Source organism: Sulfitobacter sp. 1A12056 (genome assembly GCF_043558125.1).
Lineage (GTDB): Bacteria > Pseudomonadota > Alphaproteobacteria > Rhodobacterales > Rhodobacteraceae > Sulfitobacter > Sulfitobacter faviae.
On record NZ_JBIFFY010000002.1, the window covers coordinates 140,168 to 161,466 of the forward strand.

A 21,299-nucleotide genomic window follows, 5' to 3' on the forward strand; every position below is an offset into this window, starting at 1 on the left:
ACTACTGGATCGTGCCTATTCGCGGTGTTCTTGGAACAGTTTATCCCGCCTTTGCGCGGGCTTCATTCGTGGGCTCGCCCACCCGTAAAGAAAGGTTTGCCCCATGGACGGCAATTTCAACGAGAACGACATCTCCCGCGTTGTCGAAGCCGACCGCGCGCATATCTGGCACCACCTGAGCCAGCACAAACCCTATGAAACCACCGACCCGCGCATCATCGTCGAAGGCAAGGGAATCCGGGTCTGGGACCAAAAGGGCAAGGAACACCTCGACGCCGTCTCGGGCGGGGTCTGGACGGTCAACGTCGGCTATGGCCGCGAAAGCATCGCCAATGCGGTGCGCGATCAGTTGATCAAGCTGAACTATTTCGCGGGCTCTGCAGGCTCGATCCCCGGCTCTCATTTCGCCGAGAAATTGCTCGACAAGATGCCGGGGCTGGACCGCGTCTACTATTGCAACTCCGGCTCCGAGGCGAATGAGAAAGCCTTCAAGATGGTTCGCCAGATCGCGCACAAGCGCTACGGCGGCAAGAAGCACAAGATCCTCTACCGCGACCGCGACTACCATGGCACCACGCTTGGCTGTCTCTCGGCAGGCGGTCAGGACGAGCGCAATGCGCAATACGGCCCCTTCGCACCGGGTTTCGTGCGGGTGCCGCATTGCCTTGAATACCGCAGTTTCGAACAGGACGGCGCGCCGCAGGAAAACTACGGTGTCTGGGCCGCCGATCAGATCGAAAAGGTGATCCTCGCCGAAGGCCCCGAAACCGTCGGCGCGCTCTGCCTTGAGCCGGTCACCGCAGGCGGCGGCGTGATCTGCCCGCCCGAAGGCTATTGGGAGCGCGTGCAAGAGATTTGCCGCAAATACGACATCCTGCTGCACATCGATGAGGTCGTCTGCGGCGTGGGCCGCACCGGCACATGGTTCGGCTATCAGCACTACGGCATCCAGCCCGACATGGTGACCATGGCCAAGGGCGTCGCCTCGGGCTATGCCGCAATCGCCTGTCTGGTCACGACCGATGCGGTCTTTGACATGTTCAAGGACGATGCCAGCGATCCGCTGAACTATTTCCGCGACATCTCGACCTTTGGTGGCTGCACCGCGGGGCCGACCGCGGGCATCGAAAACATGAACATCATCGAGCGTGAGAACCTGTTGGAGAACACCACCAACATGGGCCACTACATGCTGGAGCAGCTTCACGCGCTGGCCGACAAGCACAAGGTGATCGGTGATGTGCGCGGCAAAGGGCTGTTTCTGGGGGCCGAACTGGTGACGGACCGCGACAGCCGCGCCCCTGTTGAGGAAAAGCGCATTCAGGCCGTGGTGGGCGATTGCATGGCCCAAGGGGTGATCATCGGCGCCACCAACCGCTCCCTGCCTGGCAAGAACAACACGCTGTGTTTCTCGCCCGCGCTGATCGCCACCCGCGATGATATTGATGAGATCATCACGGCGGTCGATGGTGCCTTGGGCCGGGTCTTCACTTCGGCGTAAAACCGCGTCTTGCGGCATGTGACAGGCGGCATCGGTTGACCCGGTGCCGCCTTCCTCTATCTAAACCCCTGTCTTGCCCGAACATGACATCGCACCGAAAGATCGCCGCAGATCGAAACCCGCGGGATTTTTCTGAAAATGTAGCGCCTTCGTGGGAACCTCTTCCAATCCCCCCGCGTTGGCAAATGAGTAAACTGGGAGAAAGACATGAAGAAGTTTCTTATCGCAATTCCGATGATCGCCGGTCTCGCCGCTTGTGACGGCACCACCTCCAACCAAGGTGCTCTGACTGGCGCGGCTCTCGGAGCTGCCACCGGTGCTGCCGTTTCAGGCGGTGACGACAAGGTTCAAGGCGCAATCATCGGCGGTCTCGCAGGTGCGGCGGCTGGCAACTACATCGGTCAGACACAGTCCGGCAAATGCGTGTACCAGAATGCCAACGGCCAGCGCTACGTCGCAGCTTGCCCATAATCGGCTGACATCGCGCGATTTCGCGTTATCGGGGCTTCGACCATCGGTCAGAGCCCTTTTTCGTTTCCGCCTCTCCCCTCACCTTGGCACCGACATGATTTGATCCTAACAGGGATCAAGCGCCCCAAGGGTGCGGGGAGGAACCATGACAACTTTAAGCGATATCGCGATCTTGCTGATCGCGGCCTTCGGCGCGGGGGTGTTGAACACCATCGCCGGGGGCGGCACCTTTCTGACCTTTCCCGCGCTGGTCTTTACCGGCATGCCCCCCGTGGCCGCCAATGCGACCAGCGCCGTGGCGGTGTTTCCGGGCTACCTTGCAGGCGCTCTTGGCTTTCGCAACGAGCTTGGCCGCTTCGACCGCCGCGCCTTGCTGCGGCTGTGCCTTATCACGCTGGCGGGCGGTGTGGTCGGTTCGGGTTTGCTTCTGATCTCTTCCAACGCGGCGTTTTCCGTTGTCGTGCCTTTCCTATTGCTTGCGGCGACGCTGGTGTTTCTGCTGGGCGACCGCATCCGCGCCTTCGCCGCCGCCCATGCCCGAGCCGTGACGCCCCAAGGCGCGCTCGGCCTCTTTGCGGTCAGCGTTTATGGTGGCTATTTCAATGGGGGCTTGGGCATCGTTCTGCTGGCCCTATTCGCGCTTTGGGGGATGACCGACCTGCACGGGATGAACGGCCTCAAGAACGGGCTGAGCTTCGTGCTTTCCTCAATCTCCGTAGCGGTCTTTGCCTTGGCCGGTCTGGTCGCATGGCCGCAGGCGCTGTTGATGATGCTGGCGGCCACGGCGGGCGGCTATGCCGGGGCGCCCTTGGCGCGAGCCTTGCCGAAAGAGACCGTACGCTGGCTGATCGCCGCCATCGGTTTCGGCATGAGCGCGGTGTTTTTCTGGCGGCTCGTGGCGAGCTAGTCCACCACCCGCGCCGCGCCGGTTTCAGGATCGAAAAGCACCAAGGGGTGGGTCGCCCGTTCGATCCGGCCCAGCCCCATGTCATCGCGCAACAGCGCAACCGGCCCCGAGATCGCCCGCGCGAGGGCCACCTCCAGCGGCTCCCCCACCGCATGGGTCAGCGTATGCACCGCGCGGCCCATTTCCAGATCCGCCCCCGCCAGCGTGCCATCCGCCAAGGTCAACCGCCCCTCGGCGCGATAGACCTCCCGACCGTTGAGGGTGAAGCCCGTGATATCCGACCCAGCCGTCGCCATGGCATCGCTGACGAGGAAGGTACCCTCGGGCTTGGCCGCCAGCGCGTTGCGCATAGAGGCGGGATGCACATGGATGCCATCGGCGATCAGCCCGGCATGAACCCCATCCCGCGCCAATGCCGCCCCGACCAGCCCCGGCGCGCGGTTGCCCATCTGGCTCATCGCGTTGAACAAATGGGTGACGCAGGACGCGCCCGCGTCGAAGGCCGCCATACAGGTCTCGTAATCCGCATCGCTATGGCCGAGCGAGACCACGACCCCCGCCTCGGCCATCGCGGCGATCTGGGCGGTGCTGGTGTTCTCTGGCGCGACGGTGACCATGAGATTCGGCAGACGCCCGGCGGCGCGTAGGATCAGGGCGAGGTCCGCCTCACTCATCGGGCGGATCAGCGCCCCGTCATGCGCGCCCTTGCGCGAAAGCGCCAGATGCGGGCCTTCCAGATGCAGCCCGATGATGCCCGGCACCCCTTCTGCGATGGCGTCGACAGCGGCCTCGATGGCCGCTTCGGTCTTCTCGGGCGTGTCAGTGATCAGGGTGGGCAGCAGCGCCGCGACACCGGTGCTGCGATGCGCGTCGGCCATGCGCCGCAGGGTCGCCAGATCGGGGCTGTCGTTGAACATCACCCCGCCGCCGCCGTTAACCTGAAGATCGACGAAGCCGGGGCAAAGCACGCCGCCCGCCATAGGCTCCGCCACGATGCCCTGCGGCACCTCTTCGGCGGTGAGGATGCGGCGGCTGCCGTCCTGCATCTGCGCCAGCACCTTGCCGGGGTGCAACCGCTTGCCGTCGTGGATCTGGGCCTCGGTGAAAACCTTTGCGATCTCGCTCATCACAGAACCTCCTCCGCCGCGGCCTTGCAGGCCAGATGAAACGCCCCGTCCAGCGCCGTGCCCCGCGCCGAGATCCGTCCTGCCAAATGGTCTTCCGGCAGGTACGGCGCGTAATCCGGGCCGATCCCGCCGAGCAGACAGAGCGGATCGCCGGGCGCGAAATCCAGCGCCTTCAACGCGCGGGTGTAATAGGCCGCGCCCTCCCGCATCAACGCCTGCGCGTGATGGTCTCCGGCCTCCGCCGCCGCGATGACCTTGGGCGCGAATGCCGCGTAATCCCCCGGCTGCGCCGTCAGGCTGAAGGCCACGAAAGCCTCAGGATCATCTCTGAAATCCGCCAACAAAGCGCGGGTCAGGTCGCTGTGGAGCAACACCCCGTCATGACATTGCAACGCCAAATCTAGCGCGCCGCGGCCCAGCCAAGCGCCCGATCCCTGATCCGCCAGATGAAACCCCCAACTGCCGGCATAGCGAAACGTCGTGCCATCGGTCGCGGCCACGATCGTGCCGGTGCCGATGGCCAAGACCCAGCCCGCCGCGCCTTCGCCAAGCGCGCCGACCACGCAGGCGGGGCGGTCATCCTCCGCGATGATCCGGCCATAGGGCAGCGCCGCGCGCAGCCGCGCTGCGTCCCGCGCGACGTTCATCCCGGCGAGGCCGAGAAAGGCGGTGGCCCCGGCAAGCGCCTCGGCAGGCAGCCCCGCCGAGGCTGCTGCCGCTTCGACCGTGGCGCGGATATTGATCAGGGTCTGATCCGGGTCATTGCCGATATTGGCCCGCCCGCCAGAAGCCCGGCCAAGGATGCCACCGCGCTGCGTGCCGATGGCCGCACGGCAGCCGGTGCCACCGCCGTCCACGGCGATCAAGAGAGGGGCGGAAATGCTCATGCGATCGTTCTAGGCGAGGGGCCGGGCGAACGGAAGTGCGGGCGCGGCCCCGAGGATAAATTCGGCCAGCCGTAATGCCAGATTGAACTCCCCCTAGGGCCAGCCTAACCTTCGCCCCATGGCCCTGCCCGTCGAAACCTTTTTCCTGCGCCCCGATGCGCAAGGCACCCTGCAACAGCAGATCCAGCAGATGATCGCCCAAGGCATCCTCTCGGGCCGGTTCCAGCGGGGGGAGAAGCTGCCCTCGACCCGCAGGCTCGCCGCGCATCTCGGCGTCAGCCGGATCACCGTGACCATCGCCTATACCGAGCTTTTGGCGAATGACTATCTCACCTCGCGCGGGCGGTCGGGGTATTTCGTCTCGGACAACGCGCCCGCCCCGCCCGCTTTCGCCCCCCGGGCCGAGGCGGATGACGCCATCGACTGGACCCGCGCCATCGGGCAGCGGTTCAGCGCCAATGGGTTGGCCGCCAAACCGCAGGATTGGGCCAGCTACCGCTACCCGTTCATCTATGGCCAAGCCGACCCAACGCTCTTTGATCACGCCAACTGGCGGCTTTGCGCCTTGCAAGCCCTCGGCCAGCGCGATTTCACCTCGATGACGACCGATTACTACGATCAGGACGACCCGCAGCTGATCGAGTTCATTGCCCGCCACATCCTGCCCCGGCGCGGCGTCTCGGCCCGGCCCGAGCAGATCCTTATCACCCTCGGCGCGCAGAACGCGCTTTGGCTTACCGCGCAGGTGCTGCTGACCCAACGCCGCCGCGCCGTGCTCGAAGACCCGTGCTATCCGGCGCTGAGCGGTATTCTCAGCCAGTCCCGTTGCCACATCACGCCCGTGCGGGTGGATCAAGACGGCCTCCCGCCCGAGGCGATCCCCCCCGATACGGATGTGATTTTCGCAACCCCAAGCCACCAATGCCCGACCAACGCCACCATGCCGATGGACCGCCGCCGCGCGCTCTTGGCCCGCGCCCGCGCGCTGGAGGCGCTGATCGTCGAGGATGACTATGAGTTCGAGATGTCCTTTCTCAAACCCGCCTCGCCCGCGCTTAAATCGCTCGATGACGAGGGGCGGGTGATCTATGTCGGCAGTTTCTCCAAATCGCTCTTTCCGGGGCTGCGACTGGGGTATCTGGTGGGGTCCGAACCCTTCATCCGCGAGGCCCGCGCGCTGCGCGCCTCGGTCCTGCGGCACCCGCCGGGGCATATCCAGCGCACCGCCGCCTATTTCCTGTCGCTTGGCCATTACGACGCCCAGATCCGCCGCATGGGGCTAGCGCTGCACGAACGCCGCCGGGTCATGGACGCGGCGCTAGAGACCCATGGCCTGCGCGTGTCGGGCCGGGGGGCCTATGGCGGCTCGTCCTTCTGGATGCGCGCACCAGAAGGCGTGGACACGGCGGAACTGGCCGAAAACCTGCGCGCGCAGGATGTGCTGCTGGAGCCGGGCCATGCCTTTTTCGCCGGGGCTGAAAGGGCCACGAATTACTACCGACTGGCCTATTCTTCGATCCCCGCCGCGCGGATCGAAGAGGGCGTCGGGCTGATCGCGCAAGAGATTGACCACCTGCGCTGATCTGGCCCTAGGGCTGGCGCAATTCTGGCCCTAACCCCGGCCTGCACCTGCTCGTAATTTGCCGATAGCTTTGCCCCATGCCCAAAGGATCGCGCGATGAAAATGACCACCGAAGAAGCCTTCGTCAAAACCCTTCAGATGCATGGGATCGACACGGCCTTTGGCATTATCGGCTCGGCCATGATGCCGATTTCCGACCTTTTCCCCGCCGCCGGGATCACCTTTTACGACGGCGCGCATGAGTGCAATTCTGGCATGATGGCCGATGGCTACACCCGCGCCTCGGGGCGGATGTCGATGATGGTGGCGCAGAACGGGCCTGGCATCACCAATTTCGTGACGCCGGTGAAAACCGCCTACTGGAACCACACGCCGCTTTTGCTGGTAACCCCGCAGGCGGCGAACAAGACCATCGGTCAGGGCGGCTTTCAGGAGGTCGAGCAGATGGCGCTCTTCCGCGATATGGTCGCCTATCAGGAGGAGGTCCGCGACCCCAGCCGCATCGCCGAGACGCTGAACCGCGTGATCCTTCAGGCCAAGCGCCACTCCGCGCCCGCCCAGATCAACGTGCCCCGCGATTTCTGGACGCAGGTGATCGACATCGAGTTGCCCGCCATTGTCGAGTTTGAACGCCCCTCGGGCGGGGAGACCGCCATTGCCGAGGCGGCGGAACTGCTCTCGAAGGCGAAATTCCCGGTGATCCTGAACGGCGCAGGCGTGGTGATCGGTGGAGCCATCGACGACGCGCGGCAGATGGCTGAGCGGCTGGATGCCCCGGTCTGCTGCGGCTACCAACACAACGACGCCTTCCCCGGCTCGCATCCGCTCTCGGTCGGGCCACTGGGCTACAATGGGTCCAAGGCGGCGATGGAGCTGATCGCAAAGGCCGATGTGGTGCTGGCGCTCGGCACAAGGCTCAACCCCTTCTCGACCCTGCCGGGCTACGGGATCGACTATTGGCCGCGGGATGCCAAGATCATTCAAGTCGATATCAACCCCGACCGCATTGGCCTGACCAAGCCGGTCAGCGTCGGCATCCTGGGCGATGCGGGCAAGGTGGCGCGCAGCCTCCTCGACCGGCTGAGCGACGGTGCCGGCGACGCGGGCCGCGAGGAACGCCGCAATCTGATCGCCCAGACCAAATCGGCATGGGCGCAGGAACTGACCTCGATGGACCACGAACACGACGACCCCGGCACCACGTGGAACGAGCGCGCCCGCAGCCGCGAGCCGGAAAAAATGTCGCCGCGCATGGCATGGCGCGCGATCCAGAAGGCGCTGCCCACTGAGGCGATCATCAGTTCCGACATTGGCAATAACTGCGCCATCGGCAATGCCTACCCGACGTTCGAGGCGGGGCGCAAATACCTCGCCCCCGGCCTTTTCGGCCCCTGCGGTTACGGCTTCCCGGCGATCTGCGGCGCCAAGATCGCCTGCCCGGACACGCCCGTAGTGGGCTTTGCCGGCGACGGGGCCTTTGGCATTTCCATGAATGAGATGGTGAGCGTGAACCGCGACGACTGGCCCGCCGTGACCATGGTAATCTTCCGCAACTACCAATGGGGCGCGGAGAAACGAAACACGACGCTTTGGTTCGACGACAACTTCGTCGGCACCGAATTGGCCCAAGACGTGAGCTATGCCGGGATCGCCAAGGCCTGCGGGGTCGAGGGGGTGCAGGTCTCGTCAATGGAGGAACTGACCGAGGCGTTGGACCGCGCGATCAAGGCCCAGATGAATGACGGCAAGACGACCTTCATCGAGGTGCTGCTCAACCAGGAACTGGGCGAGCCCTTCCGCCGCGACGCGATGAAGAAACCGGTCTCCGTCGCCGGGATCAGCCGGGATGACATGCGCCCGCAACGGGCCTGAGCCATGGCGCTGGTGCTCGTCGTCAATGCAGGCTCGTCGTCGATCAAGGCGGCGGTCTTTGACGGCGGGCTGTATGAAACCCTGCGGATCGAAGCGCAGGGCATCGGCCAGTCCGGCGCCCTGCGTGTGGGAAAGGCTCCGGCACGGCCCCTTGCGCTGCCCGATCACCGCACCGCCTTCACCGCCATTCTGGCAGGGCTGCGTGACGCGGGGATCGTGACCGCTGACCTCAGCGCCGCCGCGCATCGCGTGGTGCACGGCGGCCCGGACTTGGCCGCGACGACGGAAGTCACCCCCGCCGTGCGCGCCGCCATCGCCGCGGCGCAACCGTTGGCGCCGCTGCACAACCCGCATCACCTCAGCGCCATCGACGCCCTTGCAGCGCTGATGCCGGAGCTCCCGCAATTCGCCGCTTTCGACACCGGCTTTCACCGCACCAACCCGGACGTGGCGCGCCGCTACGCGCTGCCCGAGAAGCCCCAGACCGCCGCCCTCCGCCGCTACGGCTTCCACGGCATCAGCTACGAGAGCCTCGTGCGGAATTTCAGCGCCCAGACCGGCGCCCCATTGCCCGCCCGCCTGCTGGCCCTGCATCTGGGCAATGGCGCATCGCTCTGCGCGATCCGCGATGGGAAATCGGTGGCCACAACCATGGGCTTTTCGCCGCTCGGCGGGCTGACCATGGGCACCCGCGCGGGCGAGATCGACGCGGGCGCGGTGTTGCATCTGGTGGGCGATCTCGGGCTGGAAGCCGCGCAGAGACTGCTGCACCACGAGAGCGGGTTGCTCGGCCTGTCGGGCCAGACCGCCGATATGCGGCAATTGGCGGAAAGCGACAGCGAGAGCGCTGGCTTTGCGCGCGCCCACTTTTGCTATTGGATCACCCGTCAGGCCGGGTCGATGATCGCCGCGATGGGCGGGATCAACGGCATCGCCTTCACCGGCGGGATTGGCGAGAACGATTCCGCGGTGAGGGAAAAGGTTCTTGCAAACCTCCGCTGGGCGGGAAATATTCCCTCGTGGGTCATCCCCGCTGCCGAAGAGAAACATATCGCGCGCCAAGCGCTTGCCCTGCTGAAAGCCCCCGCCCCCTCATGACGCATTCCCAGCCGCCGCTCGATCTGTCGCCCAAGGTCTCGGACGAGGTCCGCCGCACGACCTGTTACATGTGTGCCTGCCGCTGCGGCATCAACGTGCACATGAAAAAAGGCAAGGTCGCCTATATTGAGGGCAACCGCGACCACCCGGTGAACCGCGGCGTGCTCTGCGCCAAGGGCTCAGCGGGGATCATGCAGCACAATTCCCCGGCGCGGCTGCGCAACCCGATGAAACGCGTGGGCCCTCGCGGCTCGGGCGAGTTCGAGGACATCAGCTGGGCCGAAGCACTGCAGATCGCCACCGGCTGGCTTGCCCCGCTACGCCATGAGGCGCCAGAGAAACTCGCCTTCTTCACCGGGCGCGACCAGTCGCAAAGCTTCACCTCCCTCTGGGCGCAGGCATTCGGCACGCCGAACTACGCGGCACATGGCGGCTTTTGCTCGGTCAACATGGCGACGGCGGGGATCTATACCATGGGCGGCGCCTTTTGGGAGTTCGGCCAGCCTGATTGGGACCACACCAAGCTCTTCATGCTCTTCGGGGTGGCCGAGGATCACGACAGCAACCCGATCAAGATGGGACTGGGCAAGCTGAAGAAACGCGGCGCGCGGGTGATCGGGGTGAACCCCATCCGTACCGGCTACAACGCCATCGCCGACGATTGGGTCGGCATCACGCCCGGGACCGACGGGCTGTTCATCCTGTCGCTGATCCACTGCCTGATGAAGGCCGGGCGCATCGATCTCGACTACCTCGCGCGCTATACCGACGCGCCGGTGCTGCTGAACGGCGACCCGAAGTCGCCCGAGTTCGGCCTGCAACTGCGCGACGCGGACGGCAAGGCGCTGGTGATCGACCGCAAGACCCGCAAGCTCACCCCCTTCGACCAACCCGGGGTGCGCCCCGACCTCTCGGCCACCTACCGCGCCGGCGGGATCACGCACCGACCCGTGTTCCACCAGATGGCCGAGCAATACCTCGGAGACGATTACGCCCCCGAAGCAGTGGCCGAGCGCTGCGGCATCCCTGCGTCGCGCATCCGCGCCATCGCGGCGGAACTGGCGCGCGTGGCCTTCGACGAGGCTTTTGAACTCGACCAGCCCTGGACCGATTTCCGGGGCGAGCGCCACGAGAAGATGATCGGCCGGCCGGTTTCCTTCCACGCCATGCGCGGAATCTCGGCCCATGCCAACGGTTTCCAGACCTGCCGCGCGCTGCATGTGCTTCAGATCATTCTCGGGACTGTCGAGGTGCCCGGCGGCTTCCGCTTCAAACCGCCCTACCCCAAGCCCGCCACGGCACATCCGAAACCGCATTGCAGAGCCACGCCGGGCGGACCTCTTGACGGGCCGCATCTGGGGTTCGTCCACGGGCCAGAGGATCTCGCGCTGAAAGCCGACGGCAGCCCGGCGCGGATCGACAAGGCGTTTACATGGGAAAACCCGATGTCGGCCCACGGGCTGATGCACATGGTGATCAGCAATGCCCATGCGGGCGATCCCTACAAGATCGACACGCTCTTCATGTACATGGCCAACATGTCGTGGAACTCCTCGATGAACCCCGGCGGGGTCATGAAGATGCTGACCGACACCGATGAGAACGGGGATTACGTGATCCCCCGCATCATCTATTCCGACTCCTATTCCTCGGAAATGGTGGCCTATGCCGACCTGATCCTGCCCGACACGACCTATCTGGAGCGGCACGATTGCATCTCGCTCCTTGACCGCCCGATCAGCGAGGCCGATGCCGCCGCCGACGCGATCCGCTGGCCGGTGGTGGAGCCCAACCGCGACGTGCGTGGCTTTCAATCGGTGCTCTGCGATCTGGGGGCCAAGCTCGGCCTGCCCGGCTTCGTGAACGACGACGGCAGCCAGAAATACAAAGACTACGCCGACTACATCACCACCCATGAACGCCGCCCCGGTGTCGGCCCGCTGGCGGGCTTTCGCGGGGAGGACGGCACCAAGAGCGGCCGGGGTGCTCCGAATCCTGCGCAGATCGAGCGCTACATCGAGAACGGTGGTTTCTCGGTGCATCACATCCCCGCCGAGGCGCAATACTACAAGCCGTGGAACAGCGCCTATCAGGACTGGGCCGTGGGCTTGGGCCTCTTCGACGCACCGCAGCCCTATCTCTTCTCGCTCTACGTGGAGCCGCTGCGCCGCTTCCAGCTCGCCGCCGAGGGTCACGGCGACCGCCAGCCCCCGGAGCATTTGCGCGAGCGCATCAAGCAGTTCATGACACCGCTGCCGCATTGGTACGAAAGCGACCCCGAGGGCACGCAGGGCTACGATGTCCACGCCCTCACCCAACGCCCAATGGCAATGTACCACTCCTGGGGCAGCCAGAACGCATGGCTGCGGCAGCTGCATGGGCATAACCCGCTCAACCTGCCCACCGCGATCATGCGGGCAAAGGGTTTGAAGGACGGCGATTGGGCGCGCGTGACCTCGCCCCATGGCGGGATCACCGTGCCAGTGATGGAGATGGCCGCGCTTAACCCGCATACCGTCTGGACATGGAACGCCATCGGCAAGCGCAAAGGCGCATGGGCGCTGGACCGCGATGCGCCGGAGGCAACAAAGGGCTTTCTGCTCAACCACCTGATCCACGAGCTTCTGCCGCCAAAGGGCGACGGCCTGCGCTGGTCCAACTCCGACCCGATCACCGGACAGGCCGCGTGGTTCGACCTCAAGGTCCATATCGAAAAAACCGACGCCCCTGCCGAGGCGCAGCCGGAAATCCCGCCGCAACGCTCCCCGGTCCCGCCCGCGCCGCGCGGCATCGCGTGGAAGGTGGGCAAATGACCCGCTTCCGCCCCCGCGCCGCGCACAAGCCCCTTCAGGACCACCGCCCATGACCACGCTTCCGCAACAGACCGACCGCAAACTCGGCCTCGTGATCGACCTCGACACCTGCGTCGGCTGTCATGCCTGCGTGATCTCCTGCAAGGGCTGGAACACCGAGAACTACGGCGCACCGCTGTCGGACCAAGACGCCTATGGCGGCGACCCGTCGGGCACCTTCCTCAACCGGGTGCACAGCTACGAGGTCCAGCCCGAGGCGGGTGCGGCGCAACTGGTCCATTTCCCAAAATCCTGCCTGCACTGCGAAGACGCGCCCTGCGTCACCGTTTGCCCCACTGGCGCGAGCTACAAGCGGGTCGAGGACGGCATCGTGCTGGTCAACGAAAGCGATTGCATCGGCTGCGGCCTCTGCGCTTGGGCCTGTCCCTACGGCGCGCGCGAGTTGGATCAGGCAGCCGGTGTGATGAAGAAATGCACCCTCTGCGTCGACCGGATCTACAACGAGAACCTGCCCGAGGAAGACCGCCAGCCCGCCTGCGTGCGCACCTGCCCCGCGGGCGCGCGGCATTTCGGCGATCTGGGCGATCCCGACAGCGCTGTCAGCCAGCTTGTAGCAGAGCGTGGCGGCGTGGACCTGATGCCCGAACAGGGCACCAAACCGGTCAACAAATACCTGCCGCCGCGCCCGCGCGACACGCTTGGCCCTCCCGAGGGCGAGATCGACGTGCTCGCCCCCTTCCTCGCCCCGGTGGACGAGGGGCCGAAGGGCTTTCTCGGCTGGCTTGATCGCACTTTGGAGAAGCTCTGATGCATCCGGCGCCTTCCGTTATTCTGTTCAGCAGCCTGTCGGGCATGGGTTTTGGCCTGCTTGCATGGCTCGGGATCGGCCTGCCTGCGGTGACCGGCTGGGTCGCTTTCGTCTTCTTCGCGCTGGCCTATCTCTTGGCCGTGGGCGGGCTCATCGCTTCGACCTTTCACCTTGGCCATCCAGAGCGCGCGCTCAAAGCCTTCACCCAATGGCGCAGCTCTTGGCTCAGCCGGGAGGCTTGGGCCTCGGTCGCGGCCTTGTTGACCATGGCAGCCTATGGCACGGGGTTGGTGTTTTACGACACGCGGCTTTGGCCCTTGGGGGTGATCGGTGCGGCGCTGGCGCTGCTGACGGTGCTGACCACGGCGATGATCTATACCCAGATGAAAACCGTGCCGCGCTGGCACAGCGTGATGACGCCGCTGAATTTCCTGTCGCTCAGCATCGCGGGCGGTGCCCTGCTGGCGGGGCAGGTGACGGCGGCGACGATCCTGCTGGCGCTGGCCGGGGCGGTGCAGATCGCCACATGGTGGCGCGGGGATCGGGCGCTTGCGGCCTCAAACAGCGATATCGCGAGCGCGACGCGGTTGGGGCCGCAGGGCAGTGTCCGCGCCTTTGAGCCGCCCCATACCGGCAGCAACTATCTGCTGCGGGAATTCGTCTATCAGATCGGGCGCAAACATGCGCTGAAACTGCGGGTGATCGCGATTGCCCTGATGGTGCTGCTGCCGCTGCTGCTGCTGCTCTCGCCCGTGTTTCACCACCTTGCTGCCGGTCTTGCGGTGCTGAGCCATGCGGCAGGGGTGCTGACCGCGCGCTGGCTGTTCTTTGCCCAAGCCGAACATGTGGTCGGCTTCTATTACGGCAAACGCTGAACGCAAAAGAGGGGGTGTCTTCACCCCCTCTTCGTATTGGCCAGCCTGTTTAAATTAGGCTTAATTCATCAGACCCGCATGGCGCAGGGCCGCATCGACCAGTTCCTTGGTCGGGTCGGTCAGCTCCGTGAGCGGCAGGCGCACCTCGTCCGAGCAAAGGTCGAGCCGCGACATGGCGTATTTCACACCCACAAGCCCCGGTTCGGTAAAGATCGCCTTGTGGAGCGGCATCAGACGGTCCTGCAGCTCCAGCGCCTTGGCATAATCGCCCTCAAGACAGGCGGCCTGCATCTGCGCCACAAGGCGCGGCGCGACATTGGCGGTGACCGAGATACAGCCGACGCCGCCTTGAGCGTTGAACCCATGCGCCGTGGCGTCTTCGCCGGAGAGCTGGCAGAAATCCGGGCCGCAGGTGATGCGCTGATCGCAGACGCGCGCTAGATCGCCGGTGGCGTCCTTGACGCCGACGATGCGCGGCAGCTCGGCCAGTTCGCCCATCGTTTCGGGCATCATATCCACCACCGAACGGCCGGGGATGTTGTAAATGATGATCGGCAGGTCACAGCAGTCATGCACGGCGGTGAAATGCGCCACCAACCCGCGCTGCGTGGGCTTGTTGTAATAGGGTGTCACCACCAGCAGCGCATCCGCGCCGACCTTTTCGGCGTGACGGGCGAGGCGGATGCTTTCGACCGTGTTGTTCGACCCGGCGCCCGCGATGACCGGGATGCGGCCCGCGACGGCTTTGACCACCTCTTCGACGACGGTCTCATGCTCGGCATGGCTCAGCGTGGGGGATTCGCCAGTGGTGCCGACGGGGACGAGCCCGCTCGACCCTTCGCCGATGTGCCATTCGATAAGTTTCTTAAGCGTATCCAGATCCAGCGCGCCGTTGCGAAACGGCGTGACGAGGGCAGGCAGAGAGCCTTTGAACATGTGCACGCTCCTTAAGTGCTGGCCGGTGGAAAACCGGACTGGATGAGGGCTTTTGCGGGCGCTACGGTTTGATAAACGGCGCCCAAGCCATATGTTGCAAGGCTCTAGCCTCGGAGACGTGGGAAATGCAAGCGATGACGCGCCTGATGGCGATCCTCATGAGTGTTTTTGTCCTGACCGTGCCGGCGGAAGCGCAGCGCCCGCGGCCTTTGGGCTGGGCAATGGATGCGATGCGCAGCGGCAATTGGGACGCGGCTGCGGCGCTGGCCGCCCGTGACGGGCAGGTCGCCGCCGATGTGATCGAATGGCACCGGCTGCGCGCCGGGCGCGGCACCTATGCCGACACCCGCGATTTCCTGAACCGCAGACCCGACTGGCCCGGTGAGGCGTATCTGCGCAGGCAGAGCGAAGCGGCGGTCATCAAACAGGGTGAGAGCGAGATACTGGATTTCTTCTCGGCCATGGCCCCGCAGACCCCACGCGGCGTGCTGGCCCATGCCGAGGCGCTGATCAACATTGGCCAGCGCGGTGAGGCCGAGGCGAACCTGGTTCTGGCGTGGCGCACCATGCCGATGAACGCCAGCAGTCAGGCCCTTTTCACCGACGCCCACGGGAGCCTTCTGGCCCCGCATCACGCGGCCCGGCTGGAAGAGATGCTCTGGCAGCGCGAACATTCCGAAGCGCGGCAGATGTTCGATCTGGTCGCAAGCGCCGACAGGGCGCTGGCGGAAACCCGCATCGCCCTGCAAAAGCTGGAAAGCGACGTGAACGCCAAGATCGACGCGCTCCCCGCCTCCAAGTCCGATGCGCCGGGGCTGGCGCATGACCGCTTTGAATGGCGTATTCGCAAGGGGCTGCGCGAGGATGCCAAGGATTTGATGCTGGCGCGCTCGACCTCGGCTGAGGCCCTGGGCCAGCCCCCCAAATGGGCCAACCGCCGTCGCGCCTTGGCACGGGATGAAATGCGCAATGGCGATGCGCAAAGGGCCTACCGACTGGCGTCGCAGCATTTTCTGACCGATGGCTCGAACTATGCCGATCTCGAATGGCTCTCGGGCTATATCGCGCTGCGGTTCTTGGACGATCCCACCACCGCTCTGGGCCATTTCCAGAACCACGACAACGCCGTGGAATCTCCCATTAGCCAAGGCCGCGCGGGCTATTGGCAGGGCCGCGCGTTAGAGGCGATGGGCGATGCCGAAGGCGCGGCGAAAGCCTATGCCATGGGGGCGGAATACCAAACCTCCTTCTACGGGCTGCTGGCCGCCGAACGGGGCGGCCTCCCCTTTGATGAAAAGCTCGCAGGCGCGGCACCTGAACAAGACTGGCGCAGCTCTCCGCTGGCCCGTGCGCCCCTGTTCGAGGCCGGATTGCTGCTGCAAGCCTCGGGCGAGCTGTCCACCGCCGAGCGGTTCTGGACCCATTTGGCCGAACAACTCGTCCCCGAAGACATCGCCCTGCTGGGGCAAGCCGCCATCGACGTGGGCCAGCCCCATATCGCGGTGATGATCGGCAAACGCGCCGCGCAGCGGGGGCTGGAGGTGCCCGCCCCCTATTACGCGCTGCACAGACTGGTGGAGAAAGACCTGCCGATGGCGACCGAGATGACCCTCGCCATCGCGCGGCGTGAAAGCGAATTTGATCCCAATGTGCAGAGCGGCGTCGGCGCGCGGGGTTTGATGCAGATCATGCCCGCCACGGCGCGGGACGTGGCGCGCGATCTGGGCATCTCAGGCCAGCACACGACGGACCGCCTGACCGCCGACCCCGATTACAACGCGCGGCTTGGCGCGACCTATCTGTCACAGATGGCGGGACTTTTTGACGGCAATGTCTCCATGATGTCGGCGGCCTATAACGCAGGCCCTAGCCGCCCGCGGCGCTGGATGGCGACCTATGGCGACCCGCGCAAGGGTGAGATCGACATCGTCGATTGGATCGAGATGATTCCCTTCCGCGAGACGCAGAACTACGTCATGCGGGTGACCGAAAGCCTGCCGGTCTACCGCGCCCGACTGGGCAAAGACCCGCTGCCGATCCCCTTCAGCAAAGAGTTAACCGGATCGACTTTGAAGGCGTTCGCGCCATAGGGTGAACAGCCCCGCCGCCACGATCATGCCCGCGCCCAGCACCACGCTGGGGCGCAGCACCTCGTTAAAGACTGACAGGCCGATGATCACGGTAAAGATCAACTGGGTATAGGCGAAGGGCTGCACCGCGCTGGCCTCGGCCACTTCGTAGCAACGGATCAACAGCCAGTGGCCCGTAACCCCGGTGATGCAGAGCGTGCCCATCAACAGCCAGTTGCCCGGCGTCATCGGCTCCCAGAACCAGACGCCGACCGCCGTCATGACAACCGCGCCGGTGACGCCGGTCCAGAAGAAGCTCGTCGCCGTATTGTCGCGCCGCGCGACATAGCGAGTCAGCAGGCCATAGACCGCGAACATCGCCGCCCCCGCCAGCGGGATCGCGGCGGCAGGGTCCACCACCCGAAGCCCGGGTTGCAAGATGACCAACACCCCGACAAAGCCCACACCAATCGCGGCCCACCGCCGCCAGCCGACTTTCTCACCCAAGATCGGACCGGAGAGCGCCGCCACCAAAAGCGGGTAGCAGGTAAAGACCGCATGGCTCTCCACCAACCCCAGAATAGTGAAGCCCAGCACCATCGTGCAAATCTGCGCCGAGAGCAGCACCCCCCGCAGGATTTGCACCGCGGGCTGTGTCGTGGCGGCGGCGCGGCGGATGCCGCCCGCCTTGCGCAATGCCAGCGCGATCACGAAGGCCGCGAAAAACCAATAGCGGATCATCACCACCATTAGCACGTTGTAGTTCTCGGCCAAATGGCGCGACAGCCCGTCTTGGACGGCGAAGACCATCGTCGTGGCGATCATCAGCATGATGCCGAGCGGGATATTGTTGGACTGGCTCATGCGGGCATCCGTGCGCAGGTCATGTGGCGTTTGCGGCCATAGCCGGGGATGCGGGCAACCTCAAAACCGCCCGCGGCGAGCGCCCGGCGCACGAAGCCCGCGGCGGTATAGGTCGCCGCACTGCCGCCCGGTGCGGTATGGCGGGCCACCTCGGCCATCAGATCATCGCCCCAAAGCTCGGGGTTCTTGGCCGGTGAAAACCCATCGAGAAACCAAGCATCGGCCTGCCCCTGCCATGCGGGCAGGGTTTCGCGCGCGTCCCCAATGATGATTTCGGCCCGGAAGCCGGGCAGTTCCAACACGCCACCCGCGCCATCCCACGCCGCTGTCAGCGCATCGCGCCGCCCGTCGAGCGCGGGAAAGGCCGCATGGGCCTGCGCCATATCCTCGGGGTGCATCGGGTAGGCTTCGAAACTGGTGAAATGCAGCGGCCCGTCATGGCCCGCCCGCATCCAAGCATCCCATGCCAGCAACAGGTTCAACCCGGTGCCAAAGCCAAGCTCGGCGATGTGAAAGCCGGGGCGGAACCTCTCGGGCAGGTCATTGCCCGCCAGAAAGACATAGGCCGTCTCTGCCGCGCCATCCTCCAAGCTGAAGTAGGGGTCATCGAACTGGGTCGAGACGGGCACTTGGCCCGCGCGCCAAGTGATCTGGGCATTCTGGTCTGGCACGGCACGTCCTGCTAGAGGGGGAAGAAGTCGCGCAGACACTGCGCAAGCTGGCGGGGAATGGCAATGGTGGATGTAACCGTAAGAGGGGCCGGGATTTTTGGCCTGTCGGTGGCTTGGGCCTGCGTCCGGCGCGGGGCGGTGGTGCGCGTGGTCGATCCGTCAGGACCGGCGGCGGGGGCGTCGGGCGGGATCGTGGGCGCGCTGGCGCCGCATGTGCCAGAGAATTGGAACGCCAAGAAAGCCTTTCAGCTTGAGAGCCTGCTCAGCGCCGAAGCCTTCTGGGCCGAGGTCGAGGCTGCGGGCGGTCGCGCGCCCGGCTATATCCGCAGCGGGCGCTTGCAGCCGGTGACAGATGACGCGGCCCTCGCGCTGGCGCGGCAGCGGCAGGACACGGCAGCCGCGCTTTGGCAAGGCCGCGCCCGGTGGGAGTTGATCCGCGCCGAGAGCCGCGATTGGGCCCCGCAGAGCCCCACGGGCTGGCTGATCCGCGACACGCTAAGCGCCCTCGTCCACCCGCGCCACGCCTGTGCCGCCCTCGTGGCGGCGCTGGCGGCCAAAGGCGTTGAGATCGTGGCCGAGGCGCCCGATACGGGCCTGACCCTCTGGGCCACTGGGGTCGCGGGGCTGGAGGCGCTGAATGCGGGCCATCCGCGTTTGGTCGGCGCAGGCATCAAAGGGCAAGCCGCGCTCTTAAAACTGAACCGAAGCGGCGCGGCACAGCTTTTTGCCGATGGGGTCCATGTGATCCCGCATCTGGATGGCACGGTGGCTGTGGGCGGCACCACTGAGCGAGAATATGACAGCCCTGACGGCACCGATGCACAGCTCGATGCGGTGATCGCCAAGGCCCGCGCGGCGGTCCCCGCATTGCAAGACGCGCCGGTCGTCGAACGCTGGGCCGGGCTGCGCCCGCGCAGCCGCAGCCGCGCGCCGATGCTGGGGCCGTGGCCGGGCAGACCGGGGCATTACATCGCCAACGGCGGCTTCAAAATCGGCTTCGGCATGGCCCCCAAAGTGGCAGAGGTCATGGCCGATCTTCTGCTTGAAGGGCGCGATGCCATCCCCAAGGGTTTCAGGGTCGAGGACAACCTCTAGACCAACAAAAAACCCCGGCCACTGGCCGGGGTTTTCTGTCACTTTCAACCTGCGGCTTAGCGCGCGTTGGGCAGGATCACGATCTCGACCCGGCGGTTCTGCGCCTTGCCAGCGGCGCTCAGGTTGCTGGCAACCGGCTGGCTTTCGCCACGGCCGAATGTCTGCAAACGCTGCTGCGGCACGCCGTTGGACAGAAGGATGTTGCCCACGGCCTGCGCGCGACGCTCGGAAAGCTGCTGGTTATAGGCCGCTTCGCCATCGCTGTCGGTGTGGCCCACGACTTGCAGGGTGGAGTTCTGATAGATGTTCACATTCTGCGCCAGCGCGGCCAGATCGTCACGCAGGGCGGGCGATACGCTGGTGCTGTCGGTCGCAAAGAGGATGTCTTGCGGCAGTGTCACGATCAGACGGTCGCCGGTGTTGGTGATCACCACACGGCTGTCCATTGCGGCGCGCAGCTCGGCCTCTTGCTTATCAAGCGAATAGCCGACGCCCGCGCCGATCGTGCCGCCGATCAAAGCGCCTTTCAGCGCGCCTTTGCCGTCACCTTCGGAAATCGCACCAGCAAGGGCCCCGACGCCCGCACCGATCAAAGCGCCATTCTTGGTCCGCTGGTTGGGATCGCCATTGCCCGGCTGCATCGGCTGCGTACAGGCACCCAGTGTCATCGCGCCGGCCAGAGCGGCGGCCAAAGTCATCTTCGAAGAAATCATGTCTACTGCCTTCATGTTTGCGGCCCCGTTCGGGCGGGGCATCTTGACGTGAACGCAATATAGGCACGCAAAGTTCCCAAAAACATTACATATAACCGCTATTCGGCAGAAACCCGCCCAGAAGGGGCCATTTGCGCCTCTGCCCGTGCCGCCTCGAAGGCGAGCATTGCGCGTTTCACCGGCAGCCCCCAGTGGTAGCCGCCCAAGCCCCCGCTTTTGCGCAGCGCCCGGTGACAGGGGATCAGCCAACTCACCGGATTGCGCCCTACTGCTGTGCCCACTGCGCGCACGGCGCGGGGGCTGCCGATGCTCTGCGCGATTTCGGAATAGGTGGTCACCTGCCCTGAAGGGATGCTCAGCAGCGCCTCCCAGACCTTGATTTGAAAGGGCGCACCGATGAGGTAGAGCGGCGCTTTCGCCTCGGGGTCCTTCCGCCGCCCAAAGGCGGCGTCGACCCATGCCTGCAACCGCGCGGGGGCCTCCTTGAAATCGGCGAGCGGCCAGCGGCTACAAAGATCCGCCATCGCCGCATCCTCCCCCACTTCCGACGACAGCGCGAGCCCGCAGATGCCCTTGTCGGTGCCCATCACCAGTGTCGGGCCGAAGGGGCTGTCAAACCAACCCCAGTAGATCGTCAGCCCCGCGCCCTTGCGGGCAAACTCACCGGGGCTCATCGCCTCCCAGCGCAGGAAAAGGTCATGCAACCGCCCGCTGCCCGACAGCCCCAATTCATGCGCCGCCGCCAGCGTGGTGAAACGGTCGCGCAGCATGACCTTGGCCTGATCCAGCATCAGATACTGCTGGTATCGCTTCGGCGAGACCCCCACCCAGCGTGAGAACAGCCGCTGGAAATGCGCGGCGGACATGCCCATCTCGCCCGCGATCCAATCGAGTTGCTTGGGGTCCTCGGCCTCGTCAATCAGGGCGATGGCCCGGCGCATCACCTGATAGTGGTACCCCTGATCTTCGGGCGCGGGAGAGAGCTGTGCGATCTGTGTCATGCCACCAGA

General features: G+C 65.3%; 18 protein-coding genes. 11 read left to right on the forward strand and 7 right to left on the reverse strand.

The features are described 5' to 3' along the window. Positions 1-103: 103 nt before the first annotated feature. From ACGYLD_RS05055 to ACGYLD_RS05065, 3 genes are all read left to right on the forward strand, one after another. The gene (locus ACGYLD_RS05055; protein WP_271688424.1) at positions 104-1,501 is read left to right on the forward strand and encodes an aspartate aminotransferase family protein; all 1,398 of its coding nucleotides are present in this window, start codon (positions 104-106) and stop codon (positions 1,499-1,501) included. 207 nt (positions 1,502-1,708) lie between these two features. After that, positions 1,709-1,972, forward strand: coding sequence for a glycine zipper 2TM domain-containing protein (locus ACGYLD_RS05060; RefSeq protein WP_209216644.1), 264 nt, complete (start codon positions 1,709-1,711; stop codon positions 1,970-1,972). A 145-nt stretch (positions 1,973-2,117) separates the two neighbouring features. Further along, the gene (locus tag ACGYLD_RS05065) at positions 2,118-2,879 is read left to right on the forward strand and encodes a sulfite exporter TauE/SafE family protein (protein WP_271692506.1); all 762 of its coding nucleotides are present in this window, start codon (positions 2,118-2,120) and stop codon (positions 2,877-2,879) included. Here the strand turns inward: ACGYLD_RS05065 and nagA are convergent. Then, complete coding sequence (gene nagA / locus ACGYLD_RS05070) at positions 2,876-4,006, reverse strand: N-acetylglucosamine-6-phosphate deacetylase (RefSeq protein WP_271692507.1); 1,131 nt, start codon at positions 4,004-4,006, stop codon at positions 2,876-2,878. The genes ACGYLD_RS05065 and nagA overlap by 4 nt on opposite strands. After that, positions 4,006-4,893, reverse strand: a complete 888-nt coding sequence (locus ACGYLD_RS05075; protein ID WP_271692508.1) for a BadF/BadG/BcrA/BcrD ATPase family protein — start codon at positions 4,891-4,893, stop codon at positions 4,006-4,008. The genes nagA and ACGYLD_RS05075 overlap by 1 nt, the downstream gene beginning before the upstream one ends. A 118-nt stretch (positions 4,894-5,011) precedes the next feature. Between ACGYLD_RS05075 and ACGYLD_RS05080 the strand changes: the two genes are divergently transcribed. From ACGYLD_RS05080 to ACGYLD_RS05105, 6 genes are all read left to right on the forward strand, one after another. Next, positions 5,012-6,475, forward strand: coding sequence for a PLP-dependent aminotransferase family protein (locus ACGYLD_RS05080; RefSeq protein ID WP_271692509.1), 1,464 nt, complete (start codon positions 5,012-5,014; stop codon positions 6,473-6,475). A gap of 96 nt (positions 6,476-6,571) precedes the next feature. Continuing rightward, positions 6,572-8,347, forward strand: coding sequence for a sulfoacetaldehyde acetyltransferase (xsc, locus tag ACGYLD_RS05085; RefSeq protein WP_394401489.1), 1,776 nt, complete (start codon positions 6,572-6,574; stop codon positions 8,345-8,347). A gap of 3 nt (positions 8,348-8,350) precedes the next feature. Beyond that, positions 8,351-9,445, forward strand: a complete 1,095-nt coding sequence (locus ACGYLD_RS05090) for an acetate/propionate family kinase (protein WP_271692511.1) — start codon at positions 8,351-8,353, stop codon at positions 9,443-9,445. Next, the gene (locus ACGYLD_RS05095) at positions 9,442-12,258 is read left to right on the forward strand and encodes a molybdopterin oxidoreductase family protein (protein ID WP_271692512.1); all 2,817 of its coding nucleotides are present in this window, start codon (positions 9,442-9,444) and stop codon (positions 12,256-12,258) included. Before ACGYLD_RS05090 ends, ACGYLD_RS05095 begins: the two co-directional genes overlap by 4 nt. 49 nt (positions 12,259-12,307) lie before the next feature. Next, positions 12,308-13,066 carry a 4Fe-4S dicluster domain-containing protein gene (locus tag ACGYLD_RS05100; RefSeq protein WP_271692513.1) on the forward strand — a complete coding sequence of 253 codons (759 nt, stop codon included), beginning with the start codon at positions 12,308-12,310 and terminating at the stop codon, positions 13,064-13,066. Then, complete coding sequence (locus tag ACGYLD_RS05105) at positions 13,066-13,941, forward strand: DmsC/YnfH family molybdoenzyme membrane anchor subunit (protein WP_271692514.1); 876 nt, start codon at positions 13,066-13,068, stop codon at positions 13,939-13,941. The genes ACGYLD_RS05100 and ACGYLD_RS05105 overlap by 1 nt, the downstream gene beginning before the upstream one ends. Before the next feature lie 60 nt (positions 13,942-14,001). Here the strand turns inward: ACGYLD_RS05105 and dapA are convergent, their stop codons facing one another. Further along, positions 14,002-14,877, reverse strand: coding sequence for a 4-hydroxy-tetrahydrodipicolinate synthase (gene dapA / locus ACGYLD_RS05110; protein ID WP_271692515.1), 876 nt, complete (start codon positions 14,875-14,877; stop codon positions 14,002-14,004). Positions 14,878-15,002: 125 nt separating this feature from the next. On the opposite strand from dapA, the gene ACGYLD_RS05115 reads away from it, so the two are divergent. Further along, a complete protein-coding gene (locus ACGYLD_RS05115; RefSeq protein WP_394401494.1) occupies positions 15,003-16,967 on the forward strand; it encodes a transglycosylase SLT domain-containing protein in 1,965 nt (654 codons plus the stop codon). Here ACGYLD_RS05115 and ACGYLD_RS05120 read toward each other — a convergent pair. Further along, on the reverse strand, positions 16,932-17,810 hold the full coding sequence (locus ACGYLD_RS05120) for a DMT family transporter (protein ID WP_271692517.1): 879 nt from the start codon (positions 17,808-17,810) through the stop codon (positions 16,932-16,934). The two genes, ACGYLD_RS05115 and ACGYLD_RS05120, sit on opposite strands and share 36 nt — an antisense overlap. Beyond that, the gene (mnmD, locus tag ACGYLD_RS05125; protein ID WP_271692518.1) at positions 17,807-18,481 is read right to left on the reverse strand and encodes a tRNA (5-methylaminomethyl-2-thiouridine)(34)-methyltransferase MnmD; all 675 of its coding nucleotides are present in this window, start codon (positions 18,479-18,481) and stop codon (positions 17,807-17,809) included. Before mnmD ends, ACGYLD_RS05120 begins: the two co-directional genes overlap by 4 nt. A gap of 57 nt (positions 18,482-18,538) precedes the next feature. Between mnmD and ACGYLD_RS05130 the strand changes: the two genes are divergently transcribed. Beyond that, the gene (locus ACGYLD_RS05130) at positions 18,539-19,576 is read left to right on the forward strand and encodes an FAD-binding oxidoreductase (protein WP_271692519.1); all 1,038 of its coding nucleotides are present in this window, start codon (positions 18,539-18,541) and stop codon (positions 19,574-19,576) included. A gap of 56 nt (positions 19,577-19,632) precedes the next feature. Here ACGYLD_RS05130 and ACGYLD_RS05135 read toward each other — a convergent pair whose 3' ends face one another. Next, complete coding sequence (locus ACGYLD_RS05135) at positions 19,633-20,289, reverse strand: OmpA family protein (RefSeq protein WP_067265672.1); 657 nt, start codon at positions 20,287-20,289, stop codon at positions 19,633-19,635. 98 nt (positions 20,290-20,387) lie between these two features. Further along, on the reverse strand, positions 20,388-21,290 hold the full coding sequence (locus ACGYLD_RS05140; RefSeq protein ID WP_271692520.1) for a bifunctional helix-turn-helix domain-containing protein/methylated-DNA--[protein]-cysteine S-methyltransferase: 903 nt from the start codon (positions 21,288-21,290) through the stop codon (positions 20,388-20,390). Positions 21,291-21,299 lie beyond the last annotated feature (9 nt).

Excerpts from the sequence above, each read along its gene's own strand:
- ACGYLD_RS05100 (WP_271692513.1), top strand. The coding sequence starts at position 12,308 with ATGACCACGCTTCCGCAACAGACCGACCGCAAACTCGGCCTCGTGATC.
- ACGYLD_RS05060 (WP_209216644.1), top strand. The coding sequence starts at position 1,709 with ATGAAGAAGTTTCTTATCGCAATTCCGATGATCGCCGGTCTCGCCGCT.
- ACGYLD_RS05135 (WP_067265672.1), bottom strand. The coding sequence starts at position 20,289 with ATGATTTCTTCGAAGATGACTTTGGCCGCCGCTCTGGCCGGCGCGATG.
- ACGYLD_RS05075 (WP_271692508.1), bottom strand. The coding sequence starts at position 4,893 with ATGAGCATTTCCGCCCCTCTCTTGATCGCCGTGGACGGCGGTGGCACC.
- ACGYLD_RS05080 (WP_271692509.1), top strand. The coding sequence starts at position 5,012 with ATGGCCCTGCCCGTCGAAACCTTTTTCCTGCGCCCCGATGCGCAAGGC.
- nagA (WP_271692507.1), bottom strand. The coding sequence starts at position 4,006 with ATGAGCGAGATCGCAAAGGTTTTCACCGAGGCCCAGATCCACGACGGC.
- ACGYLD_RS05130 (WP_271692519.1), top strand. The coding sequence starts at position 18,539 with ATGGCAATGGTGGATGTAACCGTAAGAGGGGCCGGGATTTTTGGCCTG.
- ACGYLD_RS05065 (WP_271692506.1), top strand. The coding sequence starts at position 2,118 with ATGACAACTTTAAGCGATATCGCGATCTTGCTGATCGCGGCCTTCGGC.
- ACGYLD_RS05115 (WP_394401494.1), top strand. The coding sequence starts at position 15,003 with ATGCAAGCGATGACGCGCCTGATGGCGATCCTCATGAGTGTTTTTGTC.
- ACGYLD_RS05120 (WP_271692517.1), bottom strand. The coding sequence starts at position 17,810 with ATGAGCCAGTCCAACAATATCCCGCTCGGCATCATGCTGATGATCGCC.
- ACGYLD_RS05090 (WP_271692511.1), top strand. The coding sequence starts at position 8,351 with ATGGCGCTGGTGCTCGTCGTCAATGCAGGCTCGTCGTCGATCAAGGCG.
- ACGYLD_RS05105 (WP_271692514.1), top strand. The coding sequence starts at position 13,066 with ATGCATCCGGCGCCTTCCGTTATTCTGTTCAGCAGCCTGTCGGGCATG.
- dapA (WP_271692515.1), bottom strand. The coding sequence starts at position 14,877 with ATGTTCAAAGGCTCTCTGCCTGCCCTCGTCACGCCGTTTCGCAACGGC.
- ACGYLD_RS05095 (WP_271692512.1), top strand. The coding sequence starts at position 9,442 with ATGACGCATTCCCAGCCGCCGCTCGATCTGTCGCCCAAGGTCTCGGAC.
- ACGYLD_RS05055 (WP_271688424.1), top strand. The coding sequence starts at position 104 with ATGGACGGCAATTTCAACGAGAACGACATCTCCCGCGTTGTCGAAGCC.
- xsc (WP_394401489.1), top strand. The coding sequence starts at position 6,572 with ATGAAAATGACCACCGAAGAAGCCTTCGTCAAAACCCTTCAGATGCAT.
- ACGYLD_RS05140 (WP_271692520.1), bottom strand. The coding sequence starts at position 21,290 with ATGACACAGATCGCACAGCTCTCTCCCGCGCCCGAAGATCAGGGGTAC.